Source organism: Streptomyces sp. VTCC 41912 (assembly GCF_045799175.1).
In the GTDB taxonomy this organism is placed as follows: domain Bacteria; phylum Actinomycetota; class Actinomycetes; order Streptomycetales; family Streptomycetaceae; genus Streptomyces; species Streptomyces albulus_C.
This window is the reverse complement of sequence record NZ_JBJMAB010000015.1, coordinates 138,937-163,450: the sequence shown is the minus strand read 5'-3', so window position 1 is coordinate 163,450 and position 24,514 is coordinate 138,937. Positions and strand designations below refer to the sequence as shown.

The 24,514-nt window shown below is 74.2% G+C and carries 19 protein-coding genes; 7 read left to right on the top strand and 12 right to left on the bottom strand.

The features are described 5' to 3' along the window. Positions 1–447: 447 nt before the first annotated feature. Together ACJ6WD_RS22140 and ptsP are read left to right on the top strand one after the other, a co-directional pair. Entirely contained in the window at positions 448–897 is a 450-nt protein-coding gene (locus tag ACJ6WD_RS22140) for a PTS glucose transporter subunit IIA (protein WP_016577441.1), read from the top strand. 84 nt (positions 898–981) lie between these two features. After that, on the top strand, positions 982–2,652 hold the full coding sequence (gene ptsP / locus ACJ6WD_RS22135; protein ID WP_020931368.1) for a phosphoenolpyruvate--protein phosphotransferase: 1,671 nt from the start codon (positions 982–984) through the stop codon (positions 2,650–2,652). 100 nt (positions 2,653–2,752) lie between these two features. Here the strand turns inward: ptsP and ACJ6WD_RS22130 are convergent, their stop codons facing one another. Together ACJ6WD_RS22130 and ACJ6WD_RS22125 are read right to left on the bottom strand one after the other, a co-directional pair. After that, a complete protein-coding gene (locus tag ACJ6WD_RS22130; RefSeq protein ID WP_407616381.1) occupies positions 2,753–3,661 on the bottom strand; it encodes a hypothetical protein in 909 nt (302 codons plus the stop codon). A 151-nt stretch (positions 3,662–3,812) separates the two neighbouring features. After that, a complete protein-coding gene (locus ACJ6WD_RS22125) occupies positions 3,813–5,837 on the bottom strand; it encodes an acetoacetate--CoA ligase (protein WP_331248667.1) in 2,025 nt (674 codons plus the stop codon). A 285-nt stretch (positions 5,838–6,122) separates the two neighbouring features. Here ACJ6WD_RS22125 and ACJ6WD_RS22120 point away from each other — a divergent pair, with 285 nt between their 5' ends. Beyond that, complete coding sequence (locus tag ACJ6WD_RS22120; RefSeq protein WP_407616380.1) at positions 6,123–8,600, top strand: glycoside hydrolase family 31 protein; 2,478 nt, start codon at positions 6,123–6,125, stop codon at positions 8,598–8,600. 102 nt (positions 8,601–8,702) lie between these two features. Beyond that, complete coding sequence (locus ACJ6WD_RS22115; protein ID WP_376441417.1) at positions 8,703–9,545, top strand: M15 family metallopeptidase; 843 nt, start codon at positions 8,703–8,705, stop codon at positions 9,543–9,545. A 64-nt stretch (positions 9,546–9,609) separates the two neighbouring features. On the opposite strand, the gene ACJ6WD_RS22110 is transcribed toward ACJ6WD_RS22115, so the two are convergent. From ACJ6WD_RS22110 to ACJ6WD_RS22095, 4 genes are all read right to left on the bottom strand, one after another. After that, a complete protein-coding gene (locus ACJ6WD_RS22110) occupies positions 9,610–10,422 on the bottom strand; it encodes an ABC transporter permease (RefSeq protein ID WP_016572073.1) in 813 nt (270 codons plus the stop codon). Positions 10,423–10,437: 15 nt separating this feature from the next. After that, on the bottom strand, positions 10,438–11,277 hold the full coding sequence (locus ACJ6WD_RS22105) for an ABC transporter permease (protein ID WP_020929337.1): 840 nt from the start codon (positions 11,275–11,277) through the stop codon (positions 10,438–10,440). A 14-nt stretch (positions 11,278–11,291) separates the two neighbouring features. After that, positions 11,292–12,461: an ABC transporter substrate-binding protein gene (locus ACJ6WD_RS22100; RefSeq protein WP_407616379.1), complete on the bottom strand. Its 1,170-nt coding sequence runs from the start codon at positions 12,459–12,461 to the stop codon at positions 11,292–11,294. Between the two features lie 86 nt (positions 12,462–12,547). Next, entirely contained in the window at positions 12,548–13,648 is a 1,101-nt protein-coding gene (locus ACJ6WD_RS22095; RefSeq protein ID WP_407616378.1) for an ABC transporter ATP-binding protein, read from the bottom strand. A 208-nt stretch (positions 13,649–13,856) separates the two neighbouring features. Between ACJ6WD_RS22095 and ACJ6WD_RS22090 the strand changes: the two genes are divergently transcribed. Then, complete coding sequence (locus ACJ6WD_RS22090) at positions 13,857–15,635, top strand: EAL domain-containing protein (protein ID WP_407616377.1); 1,779 nt, start codon at positions 13,857–13,859, stop codon at positions 15,633–15,635. A gap of 73 nt (positions 15,636–15,708) precedes the next feature. Here ACJ6WD_RS22090 and ACJ6WD_RS22085 read toward each other — a convergent pair whose 3' ends face one another. Beyond that, a complete protein-coding gene (locus ACJ6WD_RS22085) occupies positions 15,709–16,656 on the bottom strand; it encodes a GlxA family transcriptional regulator (RefSeq protein ID WP_407616384.1) in 948 nt (315 codons plus the stop codon). An 82-nt stretch (positions 16,657–16,738) separates the two neighbouring features. On the opposite strand from ACJ6WD_RS22085, the gene ACJ6WD_RS22080 reads away from it, so the two are divergent. After that, a complete protein-coding gene (locus ACJ6WD_RS22080) occupies positions 16,739–18,043 on the top strand; it encodes an MFS transporter (RefSeq protein WP_407616376.1) in 1,305 nt (434 codons plus the stop codon). Positions 18,044–18,262: 219 nt separating this feature from the next. On the opposite strand, the gene ACJ6WD_RS22075 is transcribed toward ACJ6WD_RS22080, so the two are convergent. The 5 genes from ACJ6WD_RS22075 to ACJ6WD_RS22055 form a co-directional block, all read right to left on the bottom strand. Beyond that, positions 18,263–18,871 (bottom strand): ATP/GTP-binding protein, encoded by a 609-nt coding sequence (locus tag ACJ6WD_RS22075; protein WP_016575673.1) that lies wholly within the window; start codon positions 18,869–18,871, stop codon positions 18,263–18,265. 213 nt (positions 18,872–19,084) lie between these two features. After that, positions 19,085–19,954, bottom strand: coding sequence for an alpha/beta fold hydrolase (locus ACJ6WD_RS22070; protein ID WP_376441435.1), 870 nt, complete (start codon positions 19,952–19,954; stop codon positions 19,085–19,087). A gap of 187 nt (positions 19,955–20,141) precedes the next feature. Further along, complete coding sequence (locus tag ACJ6WD_RS22065; protein ID WP_016576598.1) at positions 20,142–20,555, bottom strand: DUF742 domain-containing protein; 414 nt, start codon at positions 20,553–20,555, stop codon at positions 20,142–20,144. Between the two features lie 31 nt (positions 20,556–20,586). Then, positions 20,587–21,012: a roadblock/LC7 domain-containing protein gene (locus tag ACJ6WD_RS22060; RefSeq protein WP_016576599.1), complete on the bottom strand. Its 426-nt coding sequence runs from the start codon at positions 21,010–21,012 to the stop codon at positions 20,587–20,589. Beyond that, positions 21,009–23,753 carry a nitrate- and nitrite sensing domain-containing protein gene (locus tag ACJ6WD_RS22055; RefSeq protein ID WP_233659680.1) on the bottom strand — a complete coding sequence of 915 codons (2,745 nt, stop codon included), beginning with the start codon at positions 23,751–23,753 and terminating at the stop codon, positions 21,009–21,011. Before ACJ6WD_RS22055 ends, ACJ6WD_RS22060 begins: the two co-directional genes overlap by 4 nt. 371 nt (positions 23,754–24,124) lie before the next feature. On the opposite strand from ACJ6WD_RS22055, the gene ACJ6WD_RS22050 reads away from it, so the two are divergent. Further along, entirely contained in the window at positions 24,125–24,505 is a 381-nt protein-coding gene (locus tag ACJ6WD_RS22050) for a hypothetical protein (RefSeq protein WP_037632386.1), read from the top strand. Positions 24,506–24,514: the final 9 nt, after the last annotated feature.

Genomic DNA, 24,514 nt, shown 5'->3' with positions numbered 1-24,514 from the left:
TGGAGACGGGGTATCAACATATCTGGCGTTGACTTTTGGCACGCTGTTGAGTTCTCAAGGAACGGACGCTTCCTTTGGATTCCCTCTCGGGTTTCCGCCGGGCGCTTCCCTTCGGTGTTTCACACTCTATCAGGGCTTTTCCGGCTTTCGGACCACCGCTTTTCTGCAAGCATGCAGAAGCGCATGATTCGAGAATCTGGATCATGTCTCTGAGGAGTGCCGCCCACTCAGTCGGTCGCGTCGAAGCGCTTCCTGGCTGTCCGGGGCAGATCTCAGACAGTACAGGGGCCGGGTGGGCGAGGCAAATCGATTCCGCGCTGAGATGGGGGCACAACTGGGCTCTGTCATGCGGAACCGTCAGTTCTTATGACTTACGCTTCTCAACGGTGCGCCGTCCGGGACAGGCAGTGACGGCGGCCTGATGAATCTTCACCCGGGAGGTTTCCCATGACCACCGTGACGTCCCCTCTTGCAGGACGCGCAATCGGGCTCGCGGCAGTGCCGGACCCCGTCTTCTCCGGCGCGATGGTGGGTCCCGGTACCGCCATCGACCCGGTCCGTGAACCGTCGGCGGCGGTTTCGCCCGTGGACGGCGTCATCGTCTCCCTGCACCCGCACGCGTTCGTCGTCGTGGACGGCGAAGGGCACGGTGTGCTGACGCACCTCGGCATCGACACCGTCCAGCTCAACGGCGAGGGCTTCGAGCTGCTGGTGAACAAGGGCGACACCGTCACCCGCGGGCAGGCCGTCGTGCGCTGGAACCCGGCCGCGGTCGAGGAGGCCGGCAAGTCGCCGGTGTGCCCGGTCGTCGCGCTGGAGGCGACTGCGGACTCGCTCGGCGAGGTGCGCGAGGACGGCGACATCAAGGCCGGCGACGCGCTCTTCTCCTGGCAGTAGCAGCAGCCGGACGCCGTCGCGAGACGGCAGGTACGACATCCACCGCGGCGGCCGGGCCCGCCGCAACGACCGGAGACGGGTGACATGGAGACAACGCTGCGGGGCGTCGGCGTGAGCCACGGCGTGGCCATCGGCGAGGTGCGGCACATGGGGACGGCGGTGCTGGAGCCGCCGGCCAAGCAGATTCCCACGGAGGAGGCGGAGCGCGAGCAGGGGCGCGCCCGCCAGGCCGTGGAGGCTGTGGCCGCCGATCTGATCGCGCGGGGCAACCTGGCGGGTGGCGAGGCCCAGCACGTGCTGGAGGCCCAGGCCATGATGGCCCAGGACCCCGAGCTGATGGCCGACGTCGAGCGGCGGATCGCCGTGGGCAGCACGGCCGAGCGCGCAGTGTACGACGCGTTCGCCGCGTACCGGGCGCTGCTGGCCGGTGCGGGCGAGTACCTGGCGGGTCGGGTGGCCGACCTCGATGACGTGCGGAACCGGATCGTGGCGCGGCTGCTGGGTGTGCCGATGCCGGGCGTGCCGGACAGCGACGAGCCGTACGTGCTGATCGCGCGGGACCTGGCGCCGGCCGACACCGCGCTGCTGGACCCGGCGCTGGTGCTCGGGTTCGTGACCGAAGAGGGCGGGCCGACCAGCCACAGCGCGATCCTCGCGCGGGCGCTGGGAGTGCCGGCCGTGGTGGCGCTGCCGGGTGCCGGTGAGCTCGTCGAGGGCACCGTGATCGCGGTGGACGGCAGCACCGGTGAGGTCTTCGTCAACCCGAGCGACGAGAAGCGGGCCGAGCTGACGCGGGCGGCGGAGCAGCGGAAGGCGGCGCTGGCGGCGTCGTCCGGTCCGGGTGCCACGTCCGACGGGCACAAGGTGCCGCTGCTGGCGAACGTCGGTGGGCCGGCGGACGTGCCGGCGGCGGTGGAGGCCGGTGCGGAGGGCGTCGGGCTGTTCCGGACCGAGTTCCTGTTCCTGGACGACAGCAAGCAGGCGCCGTCGGAGGAGAAGCAGGTCGAGGCGTACCGGAAGGTGCTGGAGGCCTTTCCGGAAGGGCGCGTGGTGGTGCGCGTGCTGGACGCGGGGGCGGACAAGCCGCTGGACTTCCTGACGCCGGCGGACGAGCCGAACCCGGCGCTGGGCGTGCGGGGTCTGCGGACGCTGTTGGACCACCCCGAGGTGCTGCGGACGCAGTTGTCGGCGTTGGCCAAGGCCGCCGAGGGGCTGCCGGTCTACCTTGAGGTCATGGCCCCGATGGTGGCGGACCGGATCGACGCCAAGGCGTTCGCGGATGCCTGCCGGGAGGCCGGGCTGCAGGCGAAGTTCGGCGCGATGGTGGAGATTCCGTCGGCGGCGCTGCGGGCGCGGTCGATCCTTCAGGAGGTGGAGTTCCTGTCGCTGGGCACCAACGACCTGGCGCAGTACACCTTCGCGGCGGACCGGCAGGTGGGCGCGGTGTCGCGGCTCCAGGACCCGTGGCAGCCGGCGTTGTTGGACCTCGTGGCGGTTTCGGCCGAGGCCGCGAAGGCCGAGGGCAAGAGCTGTGGCGTGTGCGGTGAGGCGGCCTCCGATCCGCTGTTGGCGTGCGTGCTGACGGGTCTGGGGGTCACCAGCCTGTCGATGGGTGCGGCGTCGCTCCCCTACGTGCGGGCGACGCTGGCCAAGCACACGCTGGCGCAGTGCGAGCGGGCGGCGGCCGCGGCGCGGGCCGCGGACACTGCTGCGGATGCCCGGGCGGCCGCGCAGGCGGTGCTCTCCGGGGAGTGATCCGGGCGGCGCACCGCGCCGTGTGAGGTGCTTCGGGACGGCCGTCCCGCCTGGTGGCGGGGCGGCCGTTTCGCGTGTCTGCGGGGTGCCTGCGGTGGGGTCAGGGGTGGCAGTGCGGGCCGGGTGGGGGTGGCAGGGGCAGGCCGGTGGCGTAGTCGACGTGGTGCTCGGGCGGGATGGGTTCGTCGGTTTCGGGGTCGGTGCAGTAGGCGTCGAAGATCTCGGCGGCGCTGAGGGGGGTGGGCCAGGCGTCGCGCAGGCGCCAGCCGCGGACGGTGGCGGGGGTGGCGCCTCGGGTGGGGGTGGTGCGGCAGACGAGGGCGCCGGGGGCGGGCCGGGCCAGGGCGGCGGCGAGGACGGTGCAGAAGGCGAGCGTCTCGGACTCGGGCAGGCGTGGTGGGGTGCCGTCGGGGCCGGTGGTGGCGAGGAGGTAGGCGCGGAGTGGGCCGGTGGTGTCGGGGAGGGTGCAGACGAGGTGGTGGGTGCCGTCCCCGAGGGCGGTGAGGAGGTGGTGGAGGGCGGTGGTGGCGCGGGTGAACGCCGCGTGGGCGAGGTCGTGGCCGCATGCGGTGCAGCGGCCGGCGCGGGCCAGCAGGGCGGTGGCGCGGTCCCAGGAGGCGCGGCGGGCCGCTTCCTCGGTGAGTAACGGCAGGAGGCGGTCGAGCGGGGTGCCGTCGTAGGCGAGGGTGGCGCCGGTGCGGGCGACGGCGGCGGTGTAGCGGCTGCGGCTGCGGGGGTCGTCGGGGTCGAGGTCGTGGTCGGTGCAGTAGTGGGCGTAGGCGGTCGGGTCGAAGAGGCAGAGGGTGGTGTGCACGCCCTCGGCGGCGAGGGTGTGCAGCAGGCCCTCCAGTTGTCGGAGGTAGCCGCGGTGGTCGTGGAAGGGGAAGGTGCGGTAGCGGCGCATGGCGGCGAAGTCCCGGGCGTCGGCGAGGACGGCGGCGGTGGTGGGGAGGTCGCGGCGGAGCGGGTGGCCGGCGGGGTGGTGGGTGGGGCGGGTGGTGGGTGTCATGACTCCCCCTCGGTGGGTGCGTGGTGCGGTCGTCACTGGTCGGACGATCCATGTCACCGAGAGTAATCGGGGGGTCTGACAACGGCGGGCGGGGCCGTTCGGGCGTGGGTGGGCCCGGCGCCGGGCGGGGGCCGCCGGCGCCGGGGCGGGGTCACTTGGCGCGGTCGGCGGCGATCCGCTCGTAGAAGCGGAGGATTTCGAGGTTGTCCACGGAGCCGGGGTTGACGGCTTTTTCGAGGGGGGTGCCGGCCAGGAGGCGTTTGACCGGGACCTCGATGCGCTTGCCGGTGAGGGTGTGCGGGACGCCGGGGGCTTCGATGATCTCGTCGGGGACGTGGCGGGGTGAGAGTTGTGTGCGGATGGTGCGCTTGATGCGGTCGCGCAGGTCGTCGTCCAGGGTGGCGTCGGGGGCGAGGTGGACGAAGAGCGGCATCCAGTAGCCGCCGTCGGGGAGTTCGAGGCCGATGACGAGGGATTCGCGGATCTCGGGGAGGCGTTCGACGACCTCGTAGATGTCGGCGGAGCCCATCCGGACGCCCTGGCGGTTGAGGGTGGAGTCGGAGCGGCCGTGGATGACGACGCTGCCGCGGGAGGTGACGGTGATCCAGTCGCCGTGCCGCCAGACGCCGGGGTAGGTGTCGAAGTAGCTGTCGTGGTAGCGGGTGCCGTCGGGGTCGTTCCAGAACCGGGTGGGCATGGACGGCATGGGGTTGGTGACGACCAGTTCGCCGACTTCGTCGATGACCGGCTTGCCCTGGGGGTCCCACGCCTGGAGGTCGGTGCCCAGGCAGGCGGCCTGGAGTTCGCCGATGTGGACGGGGAGGGTGGGGACGGCGCCGGCGAAGCAGCTGCAGACGTCGGTGCCGCCGCTGACGGAGGCGGTCCACAGGTCGGTGCCGGTTTCGGCGAAGGTGTCGTGCAGCCAGCGGAAGCCGTCGGGCGGGAGCGGGGAGCCGGTGGTGGCGACGCAGGTGACGGTGGAGAGGTCGAGGTCGCGGGCGGGGTGCAGGCCGGCCTTGCGGCAGGCCATCACGTAGGCGGCGGAGGTGCCGAAGACGGTGGTGCGGGTGGCGGCGGCGACCTGCCACTGGGCGGCGGTGTCGGGGTGGCCGGGGCTGCCGTCGTACAGGACGATCGTGGAGCCGGCGAGGAGGCCGCCGACGAGGAAGTTCCACATCATCCAGCCCGTGGACGTGTACCAGAAGAAGCGGTCGTCGGGGCCGAGGTCGCAGTGCAGGCCGGTCTGCTTGAGGTGTTCGAGGAGGATGCCGCCCTGGGACTGGACGATGGCCTTGGGCAGGCCGGTGGTGCCGGAGGAGTACAGGACCCACAGCGGGTGGTCGAAGGGGACCTGGGCGAAGTCCGGTTCGGTGGCGTCCGAGGTCAGCTCGGACCAGTCGAGGGCCCCTTCGGGGGCGGGGGTGCCGAGCAGGGGGACGTGGACGACGGCGCGCAGTGTGGGCAGTTCGGCGCGGAGTTCGGCGACGGTGTCGCGGCGGTCGTGTTCCTTGCCGCCGTAGCGGTAGCCGTCGACGGTGAACAGGACGACCGGTTCGACCTGTTGGAAGCGGTCCAGGACGCTGCGGGCGCCGAAGTCGGGGGCGCAGGAGGTCCACACGGCGCCGACCGCGGCGGTGGCCAGGAGGGCGACCACGGCCTCGGGGACGTTGGGGAGGTAGCCGCTGATGCGGTCGCCGGGGCGGACGCCGAGGCGGCGCAGGGCGGCGGCCAGGGAGCCGACCTGGCCGCGGAGCTCGGTCCAGGTGACGGCGGCCGGCTGGTGGCGCTCGTCGACGTGGAGCAGGGCGGGGGCGTCGGCGCGGGCGGGGTCCTCGGCGGCGCGCAGGGCGTGCTCGGCGTAGTTGAGGGTGGCTCCGGGGAACCAGCGGGCGCCGGGCATCGCGGGGTCGGCCAGGACCGTGTCGTAGGGGGTGCCGAAGCGGACGTCGAACCATGCGGCGACGGCCTGCCAGAAGGTCGGGAGGTGGTCGACGGACCAGCGGTGCAGGGCGGCGTAGCTGGCCGCGGGGTCGCCGGGGGTGGGGGCGGGTGCGCCGTGGTGGGTGGCGGCCCAGGTGTGGAAGCGGGTGACCTGTGCGCCGGCGATCCGGTCCGGGCCGGGCTGCCAGAGCGGCTCCGGTGCCGGGTGTGCGGCGGAGTGCGGGGCGGTGGTCATGATGCGGCTCCTGGCAGGTACGCGGCGTGGGCGGCGGTCCCGCGCGGTGGTGGGGGTCTCCCGGCGGTGCGCGTGACCGGCTTGCCTGGACGATGCCACGTGATCGACTCGGGCACCAGGGTGGACCGGCAGATTCGGGGGTGGCGGGGGTCTGCGTGCGCGGGGCGGTTCCGGCCAGGTGCGGGGGCGGGGCGGGGCGCGGGAGGTGGCCGGCTCGCCCGTGCGCAGGTGAACGGCAGTTGAACGGTTCCCGCCGGGTGGGTCGTCAATGGCAGGCTGACCGGCATGGACGGGCGTGATCTGGTGCGGTCGGTACGGATGGTCAGGGCGGTCGGGGCGGTGCAGGGGCTGCGGTCCGTGCGTGCGGCGTGGCGGCGGAGCAGAGCGGATGCGCGGGCGCTTCCGCGGCGGGGTGCGGAGCGGGCGCGGGTGCCGGGTGAGGCGCGTGGGGCGGAGCGGTTGCCGGGTGGCGGGGTGATGCACTTCGCGCGGTCGTCGCTGCGGGTGCGGGTGGCGGCGGGCGGTGCGGTGTTCTGCGGCTGGGACGGGGCCGGGCCGGAGCCGTCGTACGCGTTGGCCGGGGCGTGTCCGGCGGTGGATCCGCGGGCGGTGCTGGAGCCGGACACGGAGGGCGGCTGGCGGATCGTCTCGGAGCGGGTGCTGGTGGTGGTGTCGCGGTTCGGTGCGGTGGAGGTGCGCACGCCGGGTGGGGCGCTGTTGCGGCGGGAGCTGCCGCCGCGCTGGTGGCACCGGGTCGCGGACCACGCGCCGGACGGGGGTGGCGAGGCGGCCGGAGGCGGTGCGGCCGGGGGCGAGGCGGCGGAGGAGGCCGTGGAGCCGGACGGGCGGCCCGCGGGGGCGGTGACGTCGCGGTGGGTGCAGCGGGCGGAGGTGGCGGCGGACGCGCGGTTCTTCGGGCTGGGCGGCCGGTCGGCCGGGCCGCGGTTGCGGGACGGGACGTACCGGCTGTGGAACGCCGATCCGGGCGGCGCGTTCGGGCCGGGGGACGATCCGCTGTACCTGACGATGCCGGTGCAGTTGGTGGTGGCCGACGCGGGGACGCACCTGGTGTTCCACGACAACTCCTGGGACGGCCGGGTGGCGTTGCAGGAGGGCGTGGAGGGCGCCGGTTCGGGGCACGACCGGCCGGGCACCTGCGAGGTGCGGATGGACGGCGGGCCGCTGCGCTACTGGGTGCTGGCGGGGACGCCGGCCCGGGTGTTGCAGGGGTGGACGGCGCTGACCGGTGCGCCGGCGCTGCCGCCCCGTTGGGCGTTGGGGTACCAGCACGCCCGGTGGGGGTTCGGCGGTGCGGACGAGGTGCGGCGCGTGGTGGCGGGCTACCGGGAGCGGGGGCTGCCGCTGTCCGCGGTGCATCTGGACATCGACCACTACGACGGGCACCGGGTGTTCACCGTGGACCGGGAGCGGTTTCCGGATCTTCCGGGGTTGGCCGGGGAGTTGCGGGCCGCGGGGGTGCGGTTGGTGTCGATCGTCGATCCGGCGGTGAAGGCGGAGCCGGGCAACGCGGTGTACGACGGCGGGGCGGCGGTGGACGCGTTCGTGCGGGACGCGCAGGGGCAGCTGGTGCGGGGGGAGGTGTGGTCGGGCGAGTCGGTGTACCCGGACTTCACCGATCCGCGGGTGCGCAAGTGGTGGGGGGCGCTGTACGCGGAGCGGCTGGCGCAGGGCTTCGCCGGGGTGTGGCACGACATGAACGAGCCGGTGTCGTTCGCGGCCTTCGGGGAGGCGACGCTGCCCCGGTCGGCGCGGCACGACCTGGAGGGGCACGGTGGTGACCACCGGGAGGCGCACAACGTCTACGGGTTGGCGATGGCGCAGGCGGCCTTCGAGGGGCTGTGCGAACTGCGGCCCGGGGAGCGGCCGTTCCTGTTCTCCCGGTCGGGCTGGGCGGGGCTCCAGCGGTACGGGGGGACGTGGTCGGGGGACGTGGCGACCGGGTGGCCGGGGCTGCGGGCGTCGTTGTCGCTGGTGTTGGGTCTGGGGTTGTGCGGGGTGCCGTACAGCGGGCCGGACGTGGGCGGGTTCTCGGGGGTGCCGTCGCCCGAGCTGTATCTGCGGTGGTTCCAGTTGGGGGCGTACCTGCCGCTGTTCCGTACGCATTCGGCGTTGTGGGCGGGGCGGCGGGAGCCGTGGGAGTACGGGGCGGAGGTGCTGGCGCACGCGGGGGCGGCGCTGCGGGAGCGGACCCGGCTGTTGCCGTACTTCGTGACGTTGGGGCAGTTGGCGCGGCTGTCGGGGGCGCCGTACGTGCGGCCGGTGTGGTGGAGTTCGCCGCGGGACCGGGCGTTGCGGGACTGTACGGACGCGTTCTTGTTGGGGGACGCGCTGTTGGTGGCGCCGGTGTTGGAGGCGGGGGCGGTGCGGCGGGCGGTGCGGGTGCCGCGCGGCCGGTGGTACGACACCGCGACCGGGCGGGCCTACGACGGGCCGGGGCGGGTGTGGGTGGAGGCGCCGCTGTCCCGCATTCCGGTGTTGGCGCGGGCCGGTGCCGTGCTGCCGGTGACGGGGGCGGACGGCGGGACGGAGTTGGAGGCGTGGGCGCCGGCGGTCGGACGTACGGGCGGTGGGGTGGTGGTGCCGGACTGCGGGGACGGCTGGCGGCGGCCTGAGGTGGAGCGGTTCACCAGCCGGTGGGAGGGCGGTCGGGTGGTCGTGGAGCGGCGGGACGGGAGCCCGGTGGGGTATCCGGTGCGGGTGCGGGGGCTGCCCGGGGAGGACGCGGGGGCGGTAGACGGGTAACGGGCGTGCGGGGTCGGCCCGTTGGGCGGGGCGGAGGGGTGTGGGGGCTGGCGGTCGGCGAGGGGGTTCCCCGTGACCGCCGCGCCTGGTAGACGAGGGGGCATGCCGAGACTTGCTGCCGCCTGGCGCGGCCTGGCCGCCGCTGCCGCCGCCCTGCTGACCGTCGCCCTCGTCCCGTCGCACGCGGCGGCGGGGCCCGCCGCCGCGCCGTCCTCGCACCCCGCCGGCGCCGGCGATCCCAGGGCGCCGCGGGAGTTCGTGGCGCTGCGCGACGTCGATCCCACGATCATCCAGGAGATCCGGTACGCCACGCCGCACGATTTCATGGGCGTACCGGTGGCGGGGTACCGCGAGCCGCTGTGCCTGCTCACCCGGGACGCGGCGCGGGCGTTGCACCGGGCGCAGGTCGGTTTCCTGCGGCGCGGCTACTCCCTCAAGGTGTACGACTGCTACCGCCCGCAGCGGGCCGTGGACCACTTCGTGGCCTGGGCGAAGGACCTGTCGGACCAGCGGATGAAGGCGGAGTTCTATCCGCGGGTGGACAAGTCGGTGCTGTTCCGGGACGGGTACATCGCGGAGAAGTCCGGTCACAGCAGGGGCAGTACGGTCGATCTGACGCTGGTCAGGCTGCCGGCGGTGCCGACCCGGCCGTATGTGCCCGGGGAGCCGCTGACGTCGTGCTTCGGGCCCAAGGCGAGCCGTTTCCCGGACAATTCCCTGGACATGGGGACCGGGTTCGACTGTTTCGACACTCTCGCGCACACCCTCGATCCGCGGATAACGGGGACGCAGCGGGCCCATCGGCTGCTGTTGAAGGCGGGGCTGGAGGAGGCCGGGTTCGTGAACTACGCGGACGAGTGGTGGCACTACACGTTCTCGCCGGAGACGTTCCCGGACACCTACTTCGATTTCCCGATCGCCCGGAGTTCGCTGGAGCGTCGCTGAATCCCGGGTGTCCGCCCGGGTGCACTTCCGTGTGGGGTGCCGGGGGCGGTGCCGGCGGGCGTCCTCACAGGCGTCCGCCGGCCGGGTCCGAGGAGAGCCGCTGGGCGGCGTAGACGGGGATCACCGAGAGGGCGATGAGGACGGTGGCGACGACGTCCACGACCGGGGCCTGGTTGGGGCGGGCGAGGTTCTCGTAGATCCAGATCGGCAGGGTCTTGGTGCCGGCGCCGGCGGTGAAGGTGGTCACCACCACCTCGTCGAAGGAGAGCGCGAAGGCCAGCAGGGCACCCGCGAACAGGGCCGGGGCGAGCGCGGGGAGGGTGACGTGGCGGAGGGTCTGCCAGGGGCGGGCACCGAGGTCGGCGGAGGCCTCGGCGAGCGACGGGGCGATCCGGCGCAGCCGGGCGGCGACGTTGTTGAAGACGATGACGACGCAGAAGGTCGCATGGCCGACGATGACGGTGAACAGGCCGAAGCCGATGCCCAGGGGTGCGAGGACGGTGCGGAACGCGGCGTTGAGGGCGATGCCGGTGACGATGCCGGGCAGCGCGAGCGGCAGCACGAGCAGGAACGACACCGTCTGCCGCCCGAAGAAGCGGTGGCGGTGGACGGCGAAGGCGGCGAGGCTGCCGAGGACCAGGGCCACCGCGGTGGCGCCCAGGCCGGCCCGCAGTGAGGTGGCGAGCGCGTCGCGGGCGCCGGCGGTGTGGAGGGCGCGCGCCCACCACTCGCCGGTGAGCGCGGGCGGCGGCCAGGCGAACGACCGGTCGGCGTTGACGGAGTTCAGCACGACCAGGAGCAACGGGAGGTGGATCAGGGCGAGGCCGGCTGCGGTCACGGCGCCGAGCACGGCACGGGCGGTGCGTGACAGGTGCACCGGGCCTCCTGGGGGCTAGAGCTGGTCGAGCGCGCCGGCCCGGCGGACGGCGGCGAGGTAGCCGACGACGAGGGCGACGGGGACGGTGGACAGTGCGGCGGCGAGCGGCAGGTCGAGGGTGACCTGGGAGGCGATGACGTTGCCGAGGAGTTGGGTGCGGCCGCCGACGATCTGGGCGGTGAGGTAGTCGCCGAGGCTGAGCGAGAAGGTGAAGACCGAGCCGGCCAGGAGGGCGGGGCGGACGGTGGGGGCGATCACCGAGCGGAGGGTGCGCAGGGTGCCGGCGCCGAGGTCGGCGGAGGCTTCGAGATGGTGGACGGGCAGCCGCTCCAGGGCGGCGTGCACCGGCAGGATCATGTACGGCAGCCAGAGGTAGGCGAGCACGATGACCACGGCGGTGGTGCCGTAGCCGGGGCCGCGCAGGCCGAACGGGGCGAGGGCGGCGTTGATCAGGCCGTGGTCGCTGAGCAGTACGCGCCAGGCGTACGCCTTGACCAGGTAGCCGGCCCACAGCGGGGTGAGGACGGCGACCAGGAGGGCTCGGCGCAGTCGGCCGGTGGCGATCCGGGCCGTGAAGTAGGCCATGGGGAGGGCCAGCAGGGCGTCGAGGAAGGTGACCGCGAGGGCGATGCCGACGGTGCGGACGGCGACGGTGCGGTAGACGGGGGTGGTGAGCAGTTCGTGGAAGTTGTCGGGGGTCCAGGTGTGGAGGACGTCGGAGGTGAAGGGGTCGGTGGTCCAGAAGGCGGAGAGGAGGAGGACGGCGAGGGAGCCGAGGTAGGCGAGGACCAGCCAGAGGAGGGGCGGGGCGAGGAGGGCCGCGAGCCGGCCCCGGTGGCGGGGTGCGGGGGCCATCGCGGTGGGCCGGGTCAGCCCTTGATCTCCGTCCAGGCGCGGGTCCACTGGGCGTAGTCGGTGCAGGTGGTGTCGGTGCGGCCGTCGAGGCACTGGCGGGTGGGCGTGGTCCAGAAGTGCACGCGGCGGTAGTAGTTCTCGTCGTCGGCGTGGTAGATGGCGCAGTGGTGCGGGTCGGTGGTTTCCCGGCATGCCTTGGCGTTGGCGGGGGCTTCGCCGAAGTAGCTGGCGACCTGGGCGTTGACCTTGGGCGAGACGATCCAGTTGAGCCATTTGTAGGCGCAGTTGGGGTGGGCGGCCTTGGCGGAGATCATCCAGGTGTCGGACCAGCCGGTGGCGCCTTCCTTGGGGAGGACGGCCTTCACCGGGGCCTTTTCGGCGAGGGCGGTGTTGGCGATGACCTGCCAGGCGTCGCCGATGACGCTGTCGCCGCTCTTGAAGGCGGTGACTTCCTTCTGGTAGTCGCTCCAGTATTCACCGACGCTGCGTCGTTGCTTCTTCAAAAGGGCGACGGCGGCGGCGAGTTGGGTCTGGTCGAGCGCGTAGGGGTCCTTGATGCCGAGGGCCGGCTCGGTCTTCATGAGGTAGAGGGCGGCGTCGGCGATGTGGATGGGCGAGTCGTAGGCGGTGACCTTGCCGGGGTATTTGGCGGCGTCGTCGAAGACGGCCTTCCAGGAGTCGGGGGCCGGGGTGACCCGGTCGGTGCGGTACATGAGGAGGTTGGCGCCGCGGCCGTGCGGGATGCCGTACATCTGCCCGTTGCGGGAGTTGAACGGCCGCATCTTCAGGCCGCTGAAGATGTCCCGGTAGTTGGGGACGAGGTCGGTGTTGACGGGGGCGACGTCCTTGGCCGCGATCAGGCGCAGGGTGGCGTCGCCGGACGCGGAGACGGTGTCGTACTGGCCGGTCTTCATCAGTGCGACCATCTCGTCGGAGGTGCCGGCGACCTTGGTGTTGACCTTGCAGCCGGTGCTCTTCTCGAAGGGGTGCACCCAGTCGGCCTTGGGATCGTTGGAGCCGTCCTCGGCGTATCCGGCCCAGGCGATGATGTCGACCCGGCCCTCCCCCTTGCCGACGCTGCGCTGCGCGGTGGCACCTTGGCCACCGGTGCCGCTGCCGCAGGCCGTGGCGAGCAGCAGTGTGCCGATCCCCATCGAGGCGGTCCAGAACTTCGCGTTGCGCATGCCGAACTCTCCCGTCGCACCCGACCGTCGGTCCCCGTCAGTATCCGGATGACGACGGTCCGCCACCAGAGGGCCTCACCGGGATGTCACTCCGGCAGCCGGCGGGCGTCGTCGGTGCGCCACAGCACGTGGACGCCGGCGCCGGGGCCGGCGGCGTCGGGCAGTGCGGAGGTGTTCAGGTGCAGCACGGTGAGTTCGTCGCCGTCGGGGTCGGGGCGGACGGTGAAGCGGGTGTGGGCGCCGGCGTGGGCGATACCGGTGATCCGGCCGGGGGTGGTCCGCTCGCCCGGTCGGGGGATGGCGTCCGGGGTGCCGGGGACGGCGATGCGGAGGCGTTCGGGGCGGATGCTGTAGGTGCCGGGTGCGCCCATGAGGCGGACCGCGGTGGCGTCGCGGACCAGGTTGGTGGTGCCGACGAAGGCCGCGACGAAAGCGGTGGCCGGGCGGTCGTAGAGGTCCCGGGGCGGGCCGGTCTGGACGAGCCGGCCGTGGTCGAGGACGGCGAGCCGGTCGCTGAGGGTGAGGGCCTCCTCCTGGTCGTGGGTGACGAGGAGGAAGGTGACGCCGGTGGCGCGCTGGAGGCGGGCCAGTTCGCGCTGCAGTTCGTGGCGGAGCCGGCGGTCGAGGGCGGCCAGTGGTTCGTCGAGGAGCAGGAGGGCGGGGCGGTCGATCAGGGCGCGGGCCAGCGCGACGCGCTGTCGTTGACCGCCGGAGAGCTGGGCGGGGCGGTGCCGGGCGTGGTCGTCGAGTTGGACGGTGTGCAGGGCTTCGCGGGCCCTGGCGAGCCGTTCGGCCTTCCGTACGCCGCGGACGGTGAGCGCGTAGGCGACGTTCTGCTCCACGGTCATGTGCGGGAAGAGCGCGTAGTCCTGGAAGACGGTGTGGACGTCACGGCGGCTGGGCGGGAGGGCGGTGACGTCCCGGCCGGCGAGGTCGATCCGGCCGGCGGTGGGGTGTTCGAAGCCGGCGATGAGGCGCAGCAGGGTGGTCTTGCCGGAGCCGGACGGGCCGAGGAGCGAGAAGAACTCACCCTGCTCGATGGTGAGTTCGGCGGCGTCGAGGGCGCGGACGGTGCCGGTCGTCCGGCTGGTGTAGTCCTTGGTGAGGGCGGTGAGTCGGACCGCGGGGGTGCCCGGGGCAGCCTCGGGGTGCGGGGGGTGGCCGTCGGTGCGGGCGGCTTCGGTCACGGGCGGGCCCTCTCGTGAGCGGGGTGAGCGCGCCGGTGACTGTACCGGCGTTACGCGTCGGCAGGGAGGACGCCATCGTGACTGACGAGGCGTCGAAGGTGGGCGCGACGGCCCGGCCGCACCCCGACCGCGGCACGCTCCGGAAGGATGTGTGAACAGTGCGTGAACGCGCCGGCGCCGGTGTCCCGGGAGGGGCATCCTGCTGCTCGTGCCTGCCTGGACGGACCAGCTCCGCTTCGCTTTCCAGCCCGTGGTGAACCTCGCGACCGGGTCGGTCGCCGCGCTGGAGCCCCTCGCCAGACCCGAGGACGGCGAGGTCGACGTGCTGGCCTGCGCGCGTCAGTGCCCCGATCTGGACGCGGAGTTGGCGGCGCTCGCCGTGCAGGCCGCGGCGGAGCAGGAGACGCTGCTGCCGCTGCACGTCAACGTCTTCGCGGGGACGGTGGCGAAGCGGCCGGAGCTGGCGTCCTTGGGTGCGGCGGTGCGGGCCGCGGGCCGGCGGCCGTGGGAGATCACCTTGGACCTGGTGGGGCCGTTCACCCAGGTTCCGGAGCAGGAACTGCTGGCCGCGGTGGCCGGGCTGCGGGACGCGGGCTACCGGATCTGCGCCGACGGGGTCGGGGACGGCGACCTGCCGCTGCGGATGCTGGGCGAACTCGCCCCGGACCTGGTGAAGTTGGACCGGTCGCTGTGCGTGCGGCTGGAGCGCGACCCGGGGCGGCAGGCGGCGGTGGCCGCGATGCGGCAGCTGTGCGAGCGGGTGGGCGGGCTGCTGGCCATCGAGGGGGTGGAGACCGAGCGGCAGTACGCGGCGGTGCGGGAGGCCGGGGTGCAGCTGGCGCAGGGGCACCTGTTCGCGCCGCCGTCGCGGCGGGCGGCGACCGAGGTGTACGTGCCGGCCGCCCTGCCGCCGCCGGTCAGCGGCCGGCGGGTACCGGACCGGGCGCCGTCGGGTCCGCCGGTGGCGCAGTTCCTCCAACCGGCCGCGCTGCTGCCGATGGGCGCGTCGGCGGGGGCGGTGCGCAGCCATCTGACCGGGTTCCCCGAGGTGTCGGGGGTGCTGCTGGTGGACGCCGACGGGGTGCCGGTGCGGGCGATCGACCGGGACCGGTTCCTGCTCTCGCTCTCCGGGCGGTACGGGCACGCGCTGTACGCGGACCGGCCTGCGCTGCGGCTGGCGGACCGGCCGCGGACGGTGGGCGCGGACGCCACCGCCTGGCAGGTACTGGACATGATCGCCGACGGCGAGCGGGACCGGACCGGGGACGACGTGGCGGTGGTGGACGAGCGCGGCCGCTGCATCGGGGTGGTGCACCTCGCCGACATCCTGCGGGCCCTGGCCGAGAGCCGGGTGGAGGAGGCGGCCCGGCTCAATCCGCTGACCCGACTGCCGGGGTCGGACGCCGTCAACGGCGAGGTGGACCGGCGGATCGCCGAGGGGCGGGAGATCGCCCTGAGCTGGCTGGACGTCGACGGGTTCAAGCAGGTCAACGACGGTGCCGGGTTCGCGGCGGGGGACGAGCTGATCCGGTCGGTGGGGCGGACGCTGGCGGAGGTGGCGGCGCGCGAGCCGGCCAGCCGGGTGGGGCACATCGGCGGCGACGACTTCCTGGTGCTGGCCGAACCGGACGGGCTGGAGCCGTTCGCCAAGGCGCTGCTCGACGTGGCGTGGTCGGCGGGCGAGATGCCGGTGACGCTGTCGCTGGCGACGGTGGTCTGTCCCCCTGGGAGCGTCACCGGCCACGGTCCGGCGGCGGCCGCGCTGGCGCCGCTGAAGAAGGCCGCCAAGGAGTTGCCGGGGGCGAGCTGGGTGGTGGGGCGGCCGGGATCGACGCGCACCGAGGTGCGGCGGGGGGCTGCCGCGCGGGTATCGGGACCCGCGGCGGCGGTGGACCCGGCGGCGGTGGACCCGGCGGCGGCCGTGGGCGTGGACGGGGCCGAGGACCGTGCGCCGACGGGACGGGAAGGGGCGCGGACCGCCGGCTGACCGTCGCGCACCGCCCGACAGCCGGGCGGGCAGCCTCCCCGGCCACCGCGGCGCCGCTGTCCGGTTCGGTGGTTCAGTTGCCCGGCAGTCCCTGCGGGGTGCCCCCTTGGAAGGTGCGTCGGTACGCCGCCGGGGTCGTCGACAGCGCGCGGTGGAAGTGCTGGCGCAAGCTGTCGGCGCTGCCCAGGCCGCTGCGCTCCGCCACCGCGTCCACCCCCAGATCCGTCGTCTCCAGCAACTCCCGCGCCCGCGCGAGCCGCTGCTGGTTGAGCCACTTCAGTGGGGTCACGCCCACCTCGGCCGCGAAGTGGCGGCCGAACGTCCGGGGGCTCATCCCCGCCCGGGACGCCAACTCGGCGATCGGCAGGGGGCGGTGGAGCCGGGCCAGCGCCCAGTCCAGTACCGGCCCCACGCCGTCGGCCCGCGGTGGGACGGGAGCCGGCGGCAGGGCGTACTGGGTCTGGTCGCCTTCCCGGTGCGGGGCCACGACCATCCGGCGGCCGATTTCCGCCGCCGCTGCCGTGCCGTAGTCACCCCGCACGATGTGCAGGCACAGGTCGATGGCGGCGGCGGTGCCCGCGCTCGTGAGGATCGAGCCGTCGTCGACGTACAGGGAACGGTCGTCGACGCGCACGTTCGGATGGCGGCGGCGCAGTTCCTCCGCGTACATCCAGTGCGTCGCCGCCGGGCGCCCGTCCAGCAGCCCGGCCGCGGCCAGCACGAACGCGCCCGAGCAGAGCGAGGCGATCCGCGCCCCGCGGGCGTGCGCCTCGCGCAGCGCGTCGAGCAGGGCGGCCGGTGGTTCGTAGCCGTCCATCATGCAGGCCGGGACCACGATGAGATCCGCCTCGCGCAGCGACTCAAGGCCGTGCTCGGCCGTCAGGCGCAGACCGCCGGGAGCCCGTTGCGTGCCTCCCTCGGCGGTGGCGCACAGCACCAGGTCGTACCCCTCGCCGGCGAACACCGCACAGGGCACGGCCAGTTCGAACAGCGAGGTCTCTGCCAGCAGGGTCACCACCACACGAAGCGCCATGGCGTAAACCTAGAGGAGGCTGACGTTTTCGCCAATGGTGTGCGCCGGGCAGAGGCCGGAGGGTGGGGGGATGGCATGGAACTCACCCGACGCACCCGACGCATCCGTCCGCAGGCTGACCCTCGCCGGGGTCGCGGCGATCGGCGTGACCTTCGGTTTCGCGCGGTACGGATACGGACTCCTCCTCCCCGAGCTGCGTGCGGAGTTCGGGCTCTCCGTCTCCCTCGTGGGGCTGATCGGCAGCGCCACCTACGTCGGCTACCTGGCGGCGCTGCTGACGGTCGGCGCCCTGGTGGCACGCTACGGGCCGCGTCCGCTCGTCCTCGTCGGTGGCCTGTCCGCCGCCGTCGGGATGGGGCTTGTGGCGCTCGCCCAGGAACCAGGGCTGCTGATCACCGGCCTGGTCCTCGCCGGTACGAGTTCCGGCTGGGCGTGGGCCCCCTACTCCGACGTGGTCGACCGGATGGTGCCGGCCGGGCGGCGCGAGCACGTCATGGGCACCATCGCCAGCGGCACCGCCTTCGCCATCCTGATCGCGGGCCCGCTGGCGCTGCTCGCCCGCGGCACCGGTTGGCGGTACGCGTGGGTGGCCTTCGCGCTGGCGGCGCTGGCGTCGGCGGTCTACAACGCCCGTGTGCTGCCGAGGGGTTCGGGGCGGCGGAGGCAGAGCGGCGGTCGGCCGACCTACCGTCGTAGCGCACTGCCACTCCTGCTCACCGCCGTCCTCTACGGCATCGTGGGCGCCGTCTACTGGTCCTTCGCCGTCGAGGCCGTCACCGACGCCGCGGGCACCGGCTCCGCGACCGCGCCCCTGTTCTGGTCCCTGATGGGCGCCGCCGGCACGGCGGGCGCGCTGACCGGCCACGCCATCGCGCGGTACGGGCTGAACCGCGTCCACGCCGTGGTCTTCTCCGGCATCGCGGGCGCCGCCGCCCTGCTCGGCCTCGCCCCCGACGTGCTCCCCGCGGTCGCCCTCTCCGCCCTGCTCTACGGCCCGAGCTTCATGGCCGGCTCCGGGCTTCTCGCGGTGTGGAGCTACCGCGTCTTTCCCGAGCGGCCCACTGCCGGCTTCAGCATCACCGTCTTCTGCCTGGGGCTGGGCACCATCGCGGGGCCCGCGCTGCTCGGCGCGTACGCCGAACGCCATGGTCTGCGCGCCATGTTCCTCATCACCGCCGGGGTCGCGGCACTTGCTCTGGTGTGGGCCCCCAGCCGTAGCACGCGCGCGCACGCAGTCCCTCGCGAACCGGGACAAGGACGCGAACCGCAACAGGCACGGCACCCCGGGGCTTCGGGGCGGGATCGCGGTCGACCCGCTCGGCTCCGGCCTCATGCGCCCCGGCCGGAACCGCCGGCGAGCACCCCCCGCGCGTAGGTCTCACAGCGCGGCGGCCCTGGAGACGAGCCGTCGGCGGGCACCTGCTGGTGGCCGGGCGGTCCGACAGGCGTACGGCCCGCACCCCGGGCGGCGGGGTGCGGGCCGTACTTCCGCGCCCTGTCAGGGAAGCGCGGGTCGGGGAAGCGCGGGGCGGGGCGGCTCAGTCGGGACCATGCGGTCGGGCCGCGCGGCGCCGGCGCGGTCCCGGGGCGCCGGTCAGGGCAGGGCGGGCTCCCGCCGTTGGGCGCCGCGCCGCATCGCGTGCTCGACGACGGCGACCAGCACGTCCCGGGCCGAGTCCTGCGCGCGGGCGTCGCAGAGCACCACCGGGACGGCGGGGTCGAGGTCCAGGGCGTCCTTGACGGCGTCGACGGGGTAGCGGTCGGCGCCGTCGAAGCAGTTGACGGCGACGACGAAGGGCAGGCCGCGGCGCTCGAAGTAGTCGATGGCGGCGAAGCTGTCCGCCAGCCGGCGGGTGTCGGCGAGCACGACCGCGCCGAGCGCGCCGCGGGCCAACTCGTCCCACAGGAACCAGAAGCGGTCCTGGCCGGGGGTGCCGAAGAGGTACAGGACCAGTCCCTCGTGCACGGTGATCCGACCGAAGTCCATCGCGACGGTGGTCGTGGACTTGGCCTCGACGCCGTGCAGGTCGTCGACCGGGCGACCGGCCTCGGTGAGCCGCTCCTCCGTCCGCAGCGGTCGGATCTCGCTGACCGCGCCCACCAGGGTGGTCTTGCCGACGCCGAAACCGCCGGCGACGAGGATCTTGAGTGTCACCGGCTCGACCGGGGCGGACCGGCGGTGGCGCTCAGAACGCCAGACCATGGGATTCCTTCTCGTGGTTGCCGAGGATGCGGGACGCGCAGGGGGGCGACGCCAGGTGTCCCCGGGCGGCCCGTGCAGGGGCGACCACCGACGGCGGTCGCCCCTGCACCGTACAACGTGCTTCGTACGGCGCCCACTTGAGGTCCTGTCGGCCCGGTCCGGCAGCCGGGCAGAGGCCGCCAACCGCCCCAAAAGGACCGTGCGGCGGGCGGCTCAGCCCTGCCGGTGGGCGGCGAGGTGGTCGAGGATCTGCGGGGTGACGCGTGCCGGGACCTCCTCGGGCAGCCAGTGGCTGACGCCCTCCAGGGCCTCGAAGCGGTACGGGCCGTCCACCCACTCCCCCGTCGACTCGGCCGCGCCGCGGCCCAGGGCGACGTCCTCGCTGCCCCACAGGAACAGGGTGGGCACCGCGATCCGCCCGGCGGGCACGGAGATCACCGACTCGGGGGCGCGGTACCAGTTCAGGGCCGCGGTCAGCGCACCGGGCTCGGCGAGCCGCCGCACGTTGGACTCGACCAGTTCGGCGGGGACCTTGCCGCCGTAGACGGCGCGCAGGCGGGCCGCGTCGTCGGCGAGCAGGGACGCTTCGGCGGCGCCGTCCGGGCGGCGGAAGAAGCGGACGTAGTCCAGCCGGTGGTGCTGTTCGGGGTCGCCGGCGGCGGCGCGGTTGAGCGCCTCGGGGTGCGGCGTGGCGAGCACGGTCAGCGACGCCAGCCGCTCGGGGTGCGCGCCGGCCAGCGCCCAGGCGACCATGCCGCCCCAGTCGTGGGCGACGACGTGGAAGCGCTCGGCGCCCTGGGAGTCGGCGAAGGCGAGGGCGTCGGCGACGAGTTCGGGGACGGCGTAGTCGGCGATCCGCGGCGGGCGGGCGTCCGGGGAGTAGCCGCGCTGGTCGACGGCGAGCGCGCGGTAGCCGGCGGCGCCCAGGGCGGGCAGGACGGCGTGCCAGCAGTCGGCGAACTCGGGCCAGCCGTGCAGCAACAGCACGACCTCGCCGTCGGCCGGGCCGCTGGCCAGTGCGTCGAAGGTGTACGGTCCGGCGGTCAGCCGCAGGGGGGTGACGGGGGTGGGGTCGGCGGCCATGGTGGGGCTCCTGGGGTCCGGGGACGGGCACGGTGTGCCGGCCGGCGGGGGGTGACGGATGATCACGGCAACCGTAGTCGGGCGCCGGGCGCGCCTGGCGCGGGGTGGTGCGGGCCGGGGACGGGCGCCGCCCGCCCGGGTAAGGGGCGGGCGGTGGTGCGGTCCGCTGCGGCGTCCGGCCGCGCCGTCACAGCGCGCGCAGGCCGTCGATGACCTCGCGCAGCACCTGCTCGTCCGGCAGCTCCGCCGGCGGCACCGGGCGGGTGACGTGGACCAGCCCGGCGTCCAGCAGATCGCCGATGAGGACCCGGACCACGCCGACCGGCAGGTCGAACTCGGCCGCCAGCTCGGCGACCGACTGCGGCGCGTCGCGGCACAGCTCGACGATGTCGACGTGCTCCGGCGAGAGCGTCTGGTCGGTGATCGTCCCCTCGGCCCGGCTCTCCGCGACCACCAGCGCGATCAGGTCCAACCGCCCCTCGGCGGCCGTGCGGGTGCGCCCGCGCGTCATCGCGTACGGGCGGACGACGGGCCCCGCGTCGTCGTCGAACCAACGGGCCGGATGGCGTTGCGGTGCCGGCCGGCCCTCCTGCTCGGTCATGGCGTCACCGTAGTCGTACTCGGCCGGCCGGTCAGGACCGGGGCGCGGTGCCCAGGTGGGTGCCCACCCGCTTGACGAGCAGGGTCATCTCGTAGGCGACCAGCCCGACGTCGGAGTCGGCGTCGGCGAGGACCGCCAGGCAACTGCCGTCGCCGGCCGCGCTGACGAAGAGGAACGCGTCGTCCAGCTCGACCATGGTCTGGCGGACCTGCCCGGCGTCGAAGTGCCGGCCGACGCCCTTGGCGAGGCTGTGGAAGCCGGAGGCCACCGCGGCCAGGTGCTCGCTGTCCTCGCGGGTGAGGTCCTTGGAGGCGCCGGTGGCCAGGCCGTCGCTGGAGAGGACCAGTGCCTTGCGGATGCTGCCGACCCGCTCGACGAGCTCGTCCAGGAGCCAGTTCAACTCCCCGGATCCGTGCGGCGAGGCGGTGGTGGAAGCGGCTGCCTTCGGTGCGGTCATGGACCGTCCTCTCCCGATGTGGTTCGTGGTGCTGTTGCGCCCCCGGCGGCACCGTCTGGGGTGCCCCGGTCCGGGGGTGTGGGGGTGTGGGGGGCCTCGCCGTTCTCCCGCCGGCCGCGCTGCCAGCCGCGCTGGAGCGAGGACATCCGGGCCCGGACCGCCTCGGCGTCCCGGTCGTCCGCGGCCGGTGCGGTCGCCGCGGCCGGCTGGTCCGCCGGGGGCTCGGCGCCCTGGTCGGTCCTGAGCTGCGGGGCCAGGCTGGCCTGGCGCACCCGGCGGGGCAGGCCGGTGGGGGTGGTGGACGGGGCGGGGGTGCCGTCGGCCGGGGTGCCCTCGGCCGGGGTGTCCCGGGGGGTGTGCGCGGCGGTGGGCCGCGGCGGCGCGGACGACGACGGGCGCTCCTTGTCGCGCGGGGCGTCCGGGGTCCGTGCGCCGTCCACCGTCCGGCCGTGGTCGGCGACCAGGACCGGCGTGCGGGGCCGGCGCGGCAGCGGGGCGGGGGCACCGGTCGGTGCCTGGTCGCCGGCCTGCTGGTGCTGTTCGCCGGACGGGACGTCGGCGGCGGCGCGCACGGCCTTCGGGCCGCCGGACGCCGCCCGGCCGGCCCGGCGGCGCGGCAGGGCCGGGAAGGGGGTGGTCCCGTCGTCGGCGCGGTCCGCCGCGTCCCGCTCGTCGGGCGTCACCGGCGCCTCCAGCTCGACCGGCCCGTCCAGGACGCCCCGCCGGGTGCGCTGGGGCAGCGGCACCGGGACCTGGGCGAGCGGGTCGAGGGCGGCGGCCGCGGCGTCCTCGGCGGTCTCGGCCGCGGTGTCGACGGCGGTCGGACCGGTGTCGCGGGCGCCCTCGCCGGTGTCGGTGAGGAGCGTGCCGGGGACGAGGACCACGGCGGTGGTGCCGCCGTACGGTGAGGGCTGGAGGGAGACCCGCACGCCCTGGCGCTGGGCGAGCCGGCTGACGACGAACAGGCCGAGCCGGTCGGTGTCGGACAGCTCGAACTCGGGGGTCTCGGCGAGCCGGAGGTTGGCGTCCAGCAGTTGGTCGGGGGCCATGCCCAGGCCGCGGTCGTGGATCTCCAGGGCGTAGCCGTTGGAGACCCGTTCGCCCAGGACCTGCACGGCGGTGTGCGGCGGGGAGAAGACGGTGGCGTTCTCCAGGAGTTCCGCGACGAGGTGGGTGAGGTCGGAGACCGCGGGGCCGTCCACCGCGAGGCGGGGCAGCCGGCGGACCTCGATGCGTTCGTAGTCCTCGACCTCGGCGACCGCCGCGCGCACCACGTCCATCAGCTGGACCGGCTTGCGCCACTGCCGGGAGGGGGCCGCGCCGGAGAGGATGACCAGGCCCTCGGCGTGCCGCCGCATGCGGGTCGTCATGTGGTCGAGCCGGAACAGGTCGGCGAGTTCGTCGGTGTCCTCGGTGCGCCGTTCCATGGCGTCCAGGAGGGTCAGTTGGCGGTGCAGCAGGACCTGGTTGCGGCGGGCGAGGTTGACGAACACCTCGGAGACGCCGCGGCGCATGTCGGCCTGTTTGACGGCGGCTTCGACGGCGGCCCGCTGGAGGGTGTTGAGCGCCTGCCCGACCTGGCCGGTCTCGTCCGGGCCGAACTCCAGGCGGGGCGCCTCGGTCTCGACGTCGACCCGTTCGCCGGCCGCCAGGCGGCGCATCACGCTCGGCAGTCGGACGCCGGACATCTCGTGGGCGGTCTTGCGCAGGCGGGTCAGGTCCCGGACGTGCCGGCGGCCGATGCGCAGCGAGACGACGACCGAGACCAAAAGCGCCACGAAGCCGAGGACGCCGGTGGCGACGGCCTTGAGGACGATCCGGGTGGCGATCGGTGCGACCCGCTCCTGATAGCGGTCGCCGGCGTCCCTGCCCAACCGGCCGAGGTCGCCGAGGACCTGCTCCGCGGCGGTGTTCCAGCGGTCGGCGTTGACCGTGCGCGCGGCGGTCGACGGGTCGGCGGCGATCACCCGGTCCTCGAAGGAGGTGAGTTCGCGGGCGCCGGCGGAGTGCCAGTAGTCCTCGAAGATGCCGCGGTCGGCGGCGGGCAGCAGCGGCAGGTTGGTGGCGTAGAGGATGCGGCGCTCGGCGATCCGGTCGGAGAGCGCGCGCTGGTCGCGCTTGCTGATGCTGCCGGAGGCGAGGATCGCGGACATCAGGGCGTCCTCGCGGGAGAACGCCTCCCGGGCGCGGGTGAGGTTGACCAGCGCCCGGCCCTGCTTGTCCATCTCGACGTTCTCCAGGGCGTGGAGGGCGGCGAGCAGGTCGTAGCCGGGGTCGACCACGGCGTTGTAGGACTCCATGGCCTCTTCGCGGCCGAGCCGGTTGTCCTCGACCTGGGTGCGCAGGTCCTCCAGCCCGTCCAGGCCCCTGACCAGGTCGTCGAGCCGGCCGACGGCCGAACCGGCCAGGTCCGAGCGGACGTCCGGGGTGTCCACGTTGTCGTGCAGTCGGGCCACGGCGTCGTCGGTGGCCCGGGTCTGGTGGTGGAGTTCGCTGAGCGCGTTGGCGCCGCGGCGGTCGGCGAGGTACAGCAGGCTCTGGCGGCGTTCGCGCTGGATGGCCTGGATGGTGTCCTCGACCGGGTAGCCGAGGTTGCGGACCACCGTGCCGACGTCGAGGAGTTGGTTGGCTTCCCGCCCGGCGACGTACGTCGTGATCGTCCACATCAGCGTCAGGGACACCAGCGGCACGAGCAGCAGCGCCACGATCTTCCGGCGGACCGACCTCCCGCGAAAGCGCATGGCCTCCCCTACGTCAACCCCGCGCGTCCGGGGGGTGGTGTTCCGTCAACAGCGGCGTGAGCCTACTACTGTCGGGCGACCGATCCGTAGGCCCGGCGCAGCAGCGGGGCACGTCGGCGGGGCGGGATCGTCATGAGATGTCCGGCGATGCCCGGACGGCCGGCCGTCGAGTGTGGCTATGGCCACCCGGGGCGCGCGGCCGGTGTCGTCCCGCCCGGATGCTTCCGCGCACCCCGGTGCGTGGTGGCTGAGGGGGACGCCGAGTGGACAGCGGGCCGGTCCGTGTGGCATGTATCCGGTGAAACCCGGGCAGCCACCGAGGAGTCGGGCGGCGGGGCAGGGTCCGGGGAGAGTGCGGGGAGTGTGACGCTATGGACCGCGACAGGCGTCCTTTGTGGCAGGAGGAGCCGGCGAGCCGGCGCCGGATGGCCGACCCGGTGCGCACCGCGGCGGTGCGGGCCGTGATCATCGTGGCGGTCACCCTGATCCAGGCCATGGTGGCCTTCCTGTGCACGCTCGCGGGGTCCTGGTTCGCGTTCCCCGCGGTCCTGTGCACGGTCGCCAGCACCATCGTGGCGACCTGGGGCGTGCTGGACGTGTGGGTGACCCGGCAGGTCTGGGTGCAGCGGCACGGGGTGCGGTCGGAGCCGAGCAGCACCGCCCGGGAGCTGCGGCGGGAGCGCCGACGGGCCCGCCGGCAGGGGCGCCGGCCGTCGCAGGAGCCGTCGCGGACGGACCGCGCCGCGGCGTGACGGGCCGGC

Excerpts from the sequence above, each read along its gene's own strand:
- ACJ6WD_RS22140 (WP_016577441.1), top strand. The coding sequence starts at position 448 with ATGACCACCGTGACGTCCCCTCTTGCAGGACGCGCAATCGGGCTCGCG.
- ptsP (WP_020931368.1), top strand. The coding sequence starts at position 982 with ATGGAGACAACGCTGCGGGGCGTCGGCGTGAGCCACGGCGTGGCCATC.
- ACJ6WD_RS22130 (WP_407616381.1), bottom strand. The coding sequence starts at position 3,661 with ATGACACCCACCACCCGCCCCACCCACCACCCCGCCGGCCACCCGCTC.
- ACJ6WD_RS22125 (WP_331248667.1), bottom strand. The coding sequence starts at position 5,837 with ATGACCACCGCCCCGCACTCCGCCGCACACCCGGCACCGGAGCCGCTC.
- ACJ6WD_RS22120 (WP_407616380.1), top strand. The coding sequence starts at position 6,123 with ATGGACGGGCGTGATCTGGTGCGGTCGGTACGGATGGTCAGGGCGGTC.
- ACJ6WD_RS22115 (WP_376441417.1), top strand. The coding sequence starts at position 8,703 with ATGCCGAGACTTGCTGCCGCCTGGCGCGGCCTGGCCGCCGCTGCCGCC.
- ACJ6WD_RS22105 (WP_020929337.1), bottom strand. The coding sequence starts at position 11,277 with ATGGCCCCCGCACCCCGCCACCGGGGCCGGCTCGCGGCCCTCCTCGCC.
- ACJ6WD_RS22100 (WP_407616379.1), bottom strand. The coding sequence starts at position 12,461 with ATGCGCAACGCGAAGTTCTGGACCGCCTCGATGGGGATCGGCACACTG.
- ACJ6WD_RS22080 (WP_407616376.1), top strand. The coding sequence starts at position 16,739 with ATGGCATGGAACTCACCCGACGCACCCGACGCATCCGTCCGCAGGCTG.
- ACJ6WD_RS22075 (WP_016575673.1), bottom strand. The coding sequence starts at position 18,871 with ATGGTCTGGCGTTCTGAGCGCCACCGCCGGTCCGCCCCGGTCGAGCCG.
- ACJ6WD_RS22070 (WP_376441435.1), bottom strand. The coding sequence starts at position 19,954 with ATGGCCGCCGACCCCACCCCCGTCACCCCCCTGCGGCTGACCGCCGGA.
- ACJ6WD_RS22065 (WP_016576598.1), bottom strand. The coding sequence starts at position 20,555 with ATGACCGAGCAGGAGGGCCGGCCGGCACCGCAACGCCATCCGGCCCGT.
- ACJ6WD_RS22060 (WP_016576599.1), bottom strand. The coding sequence starts at position 21,012 with ATGACCGCACCGAAGGCAGCCGCTTCCACCACCGCCTCGCCGCACGGA.
- ACJ6WD_RS22055 (WP_233659680.1), bottom strand. The coding sequence starts at position 23,753 with ATGCGCTTTCGCGGGAGGTCGGTCCGCCGGAAGATCGTGGCGCTGCTG.
- ACJ6WD_RS22050 (WP_037632386.1), top strand. The coding sequence starts at position 24,125 with ATGGACCGCGACAGGCGTCCTTTGTGGCAGGAGGAGCCGGCGAGCCGG.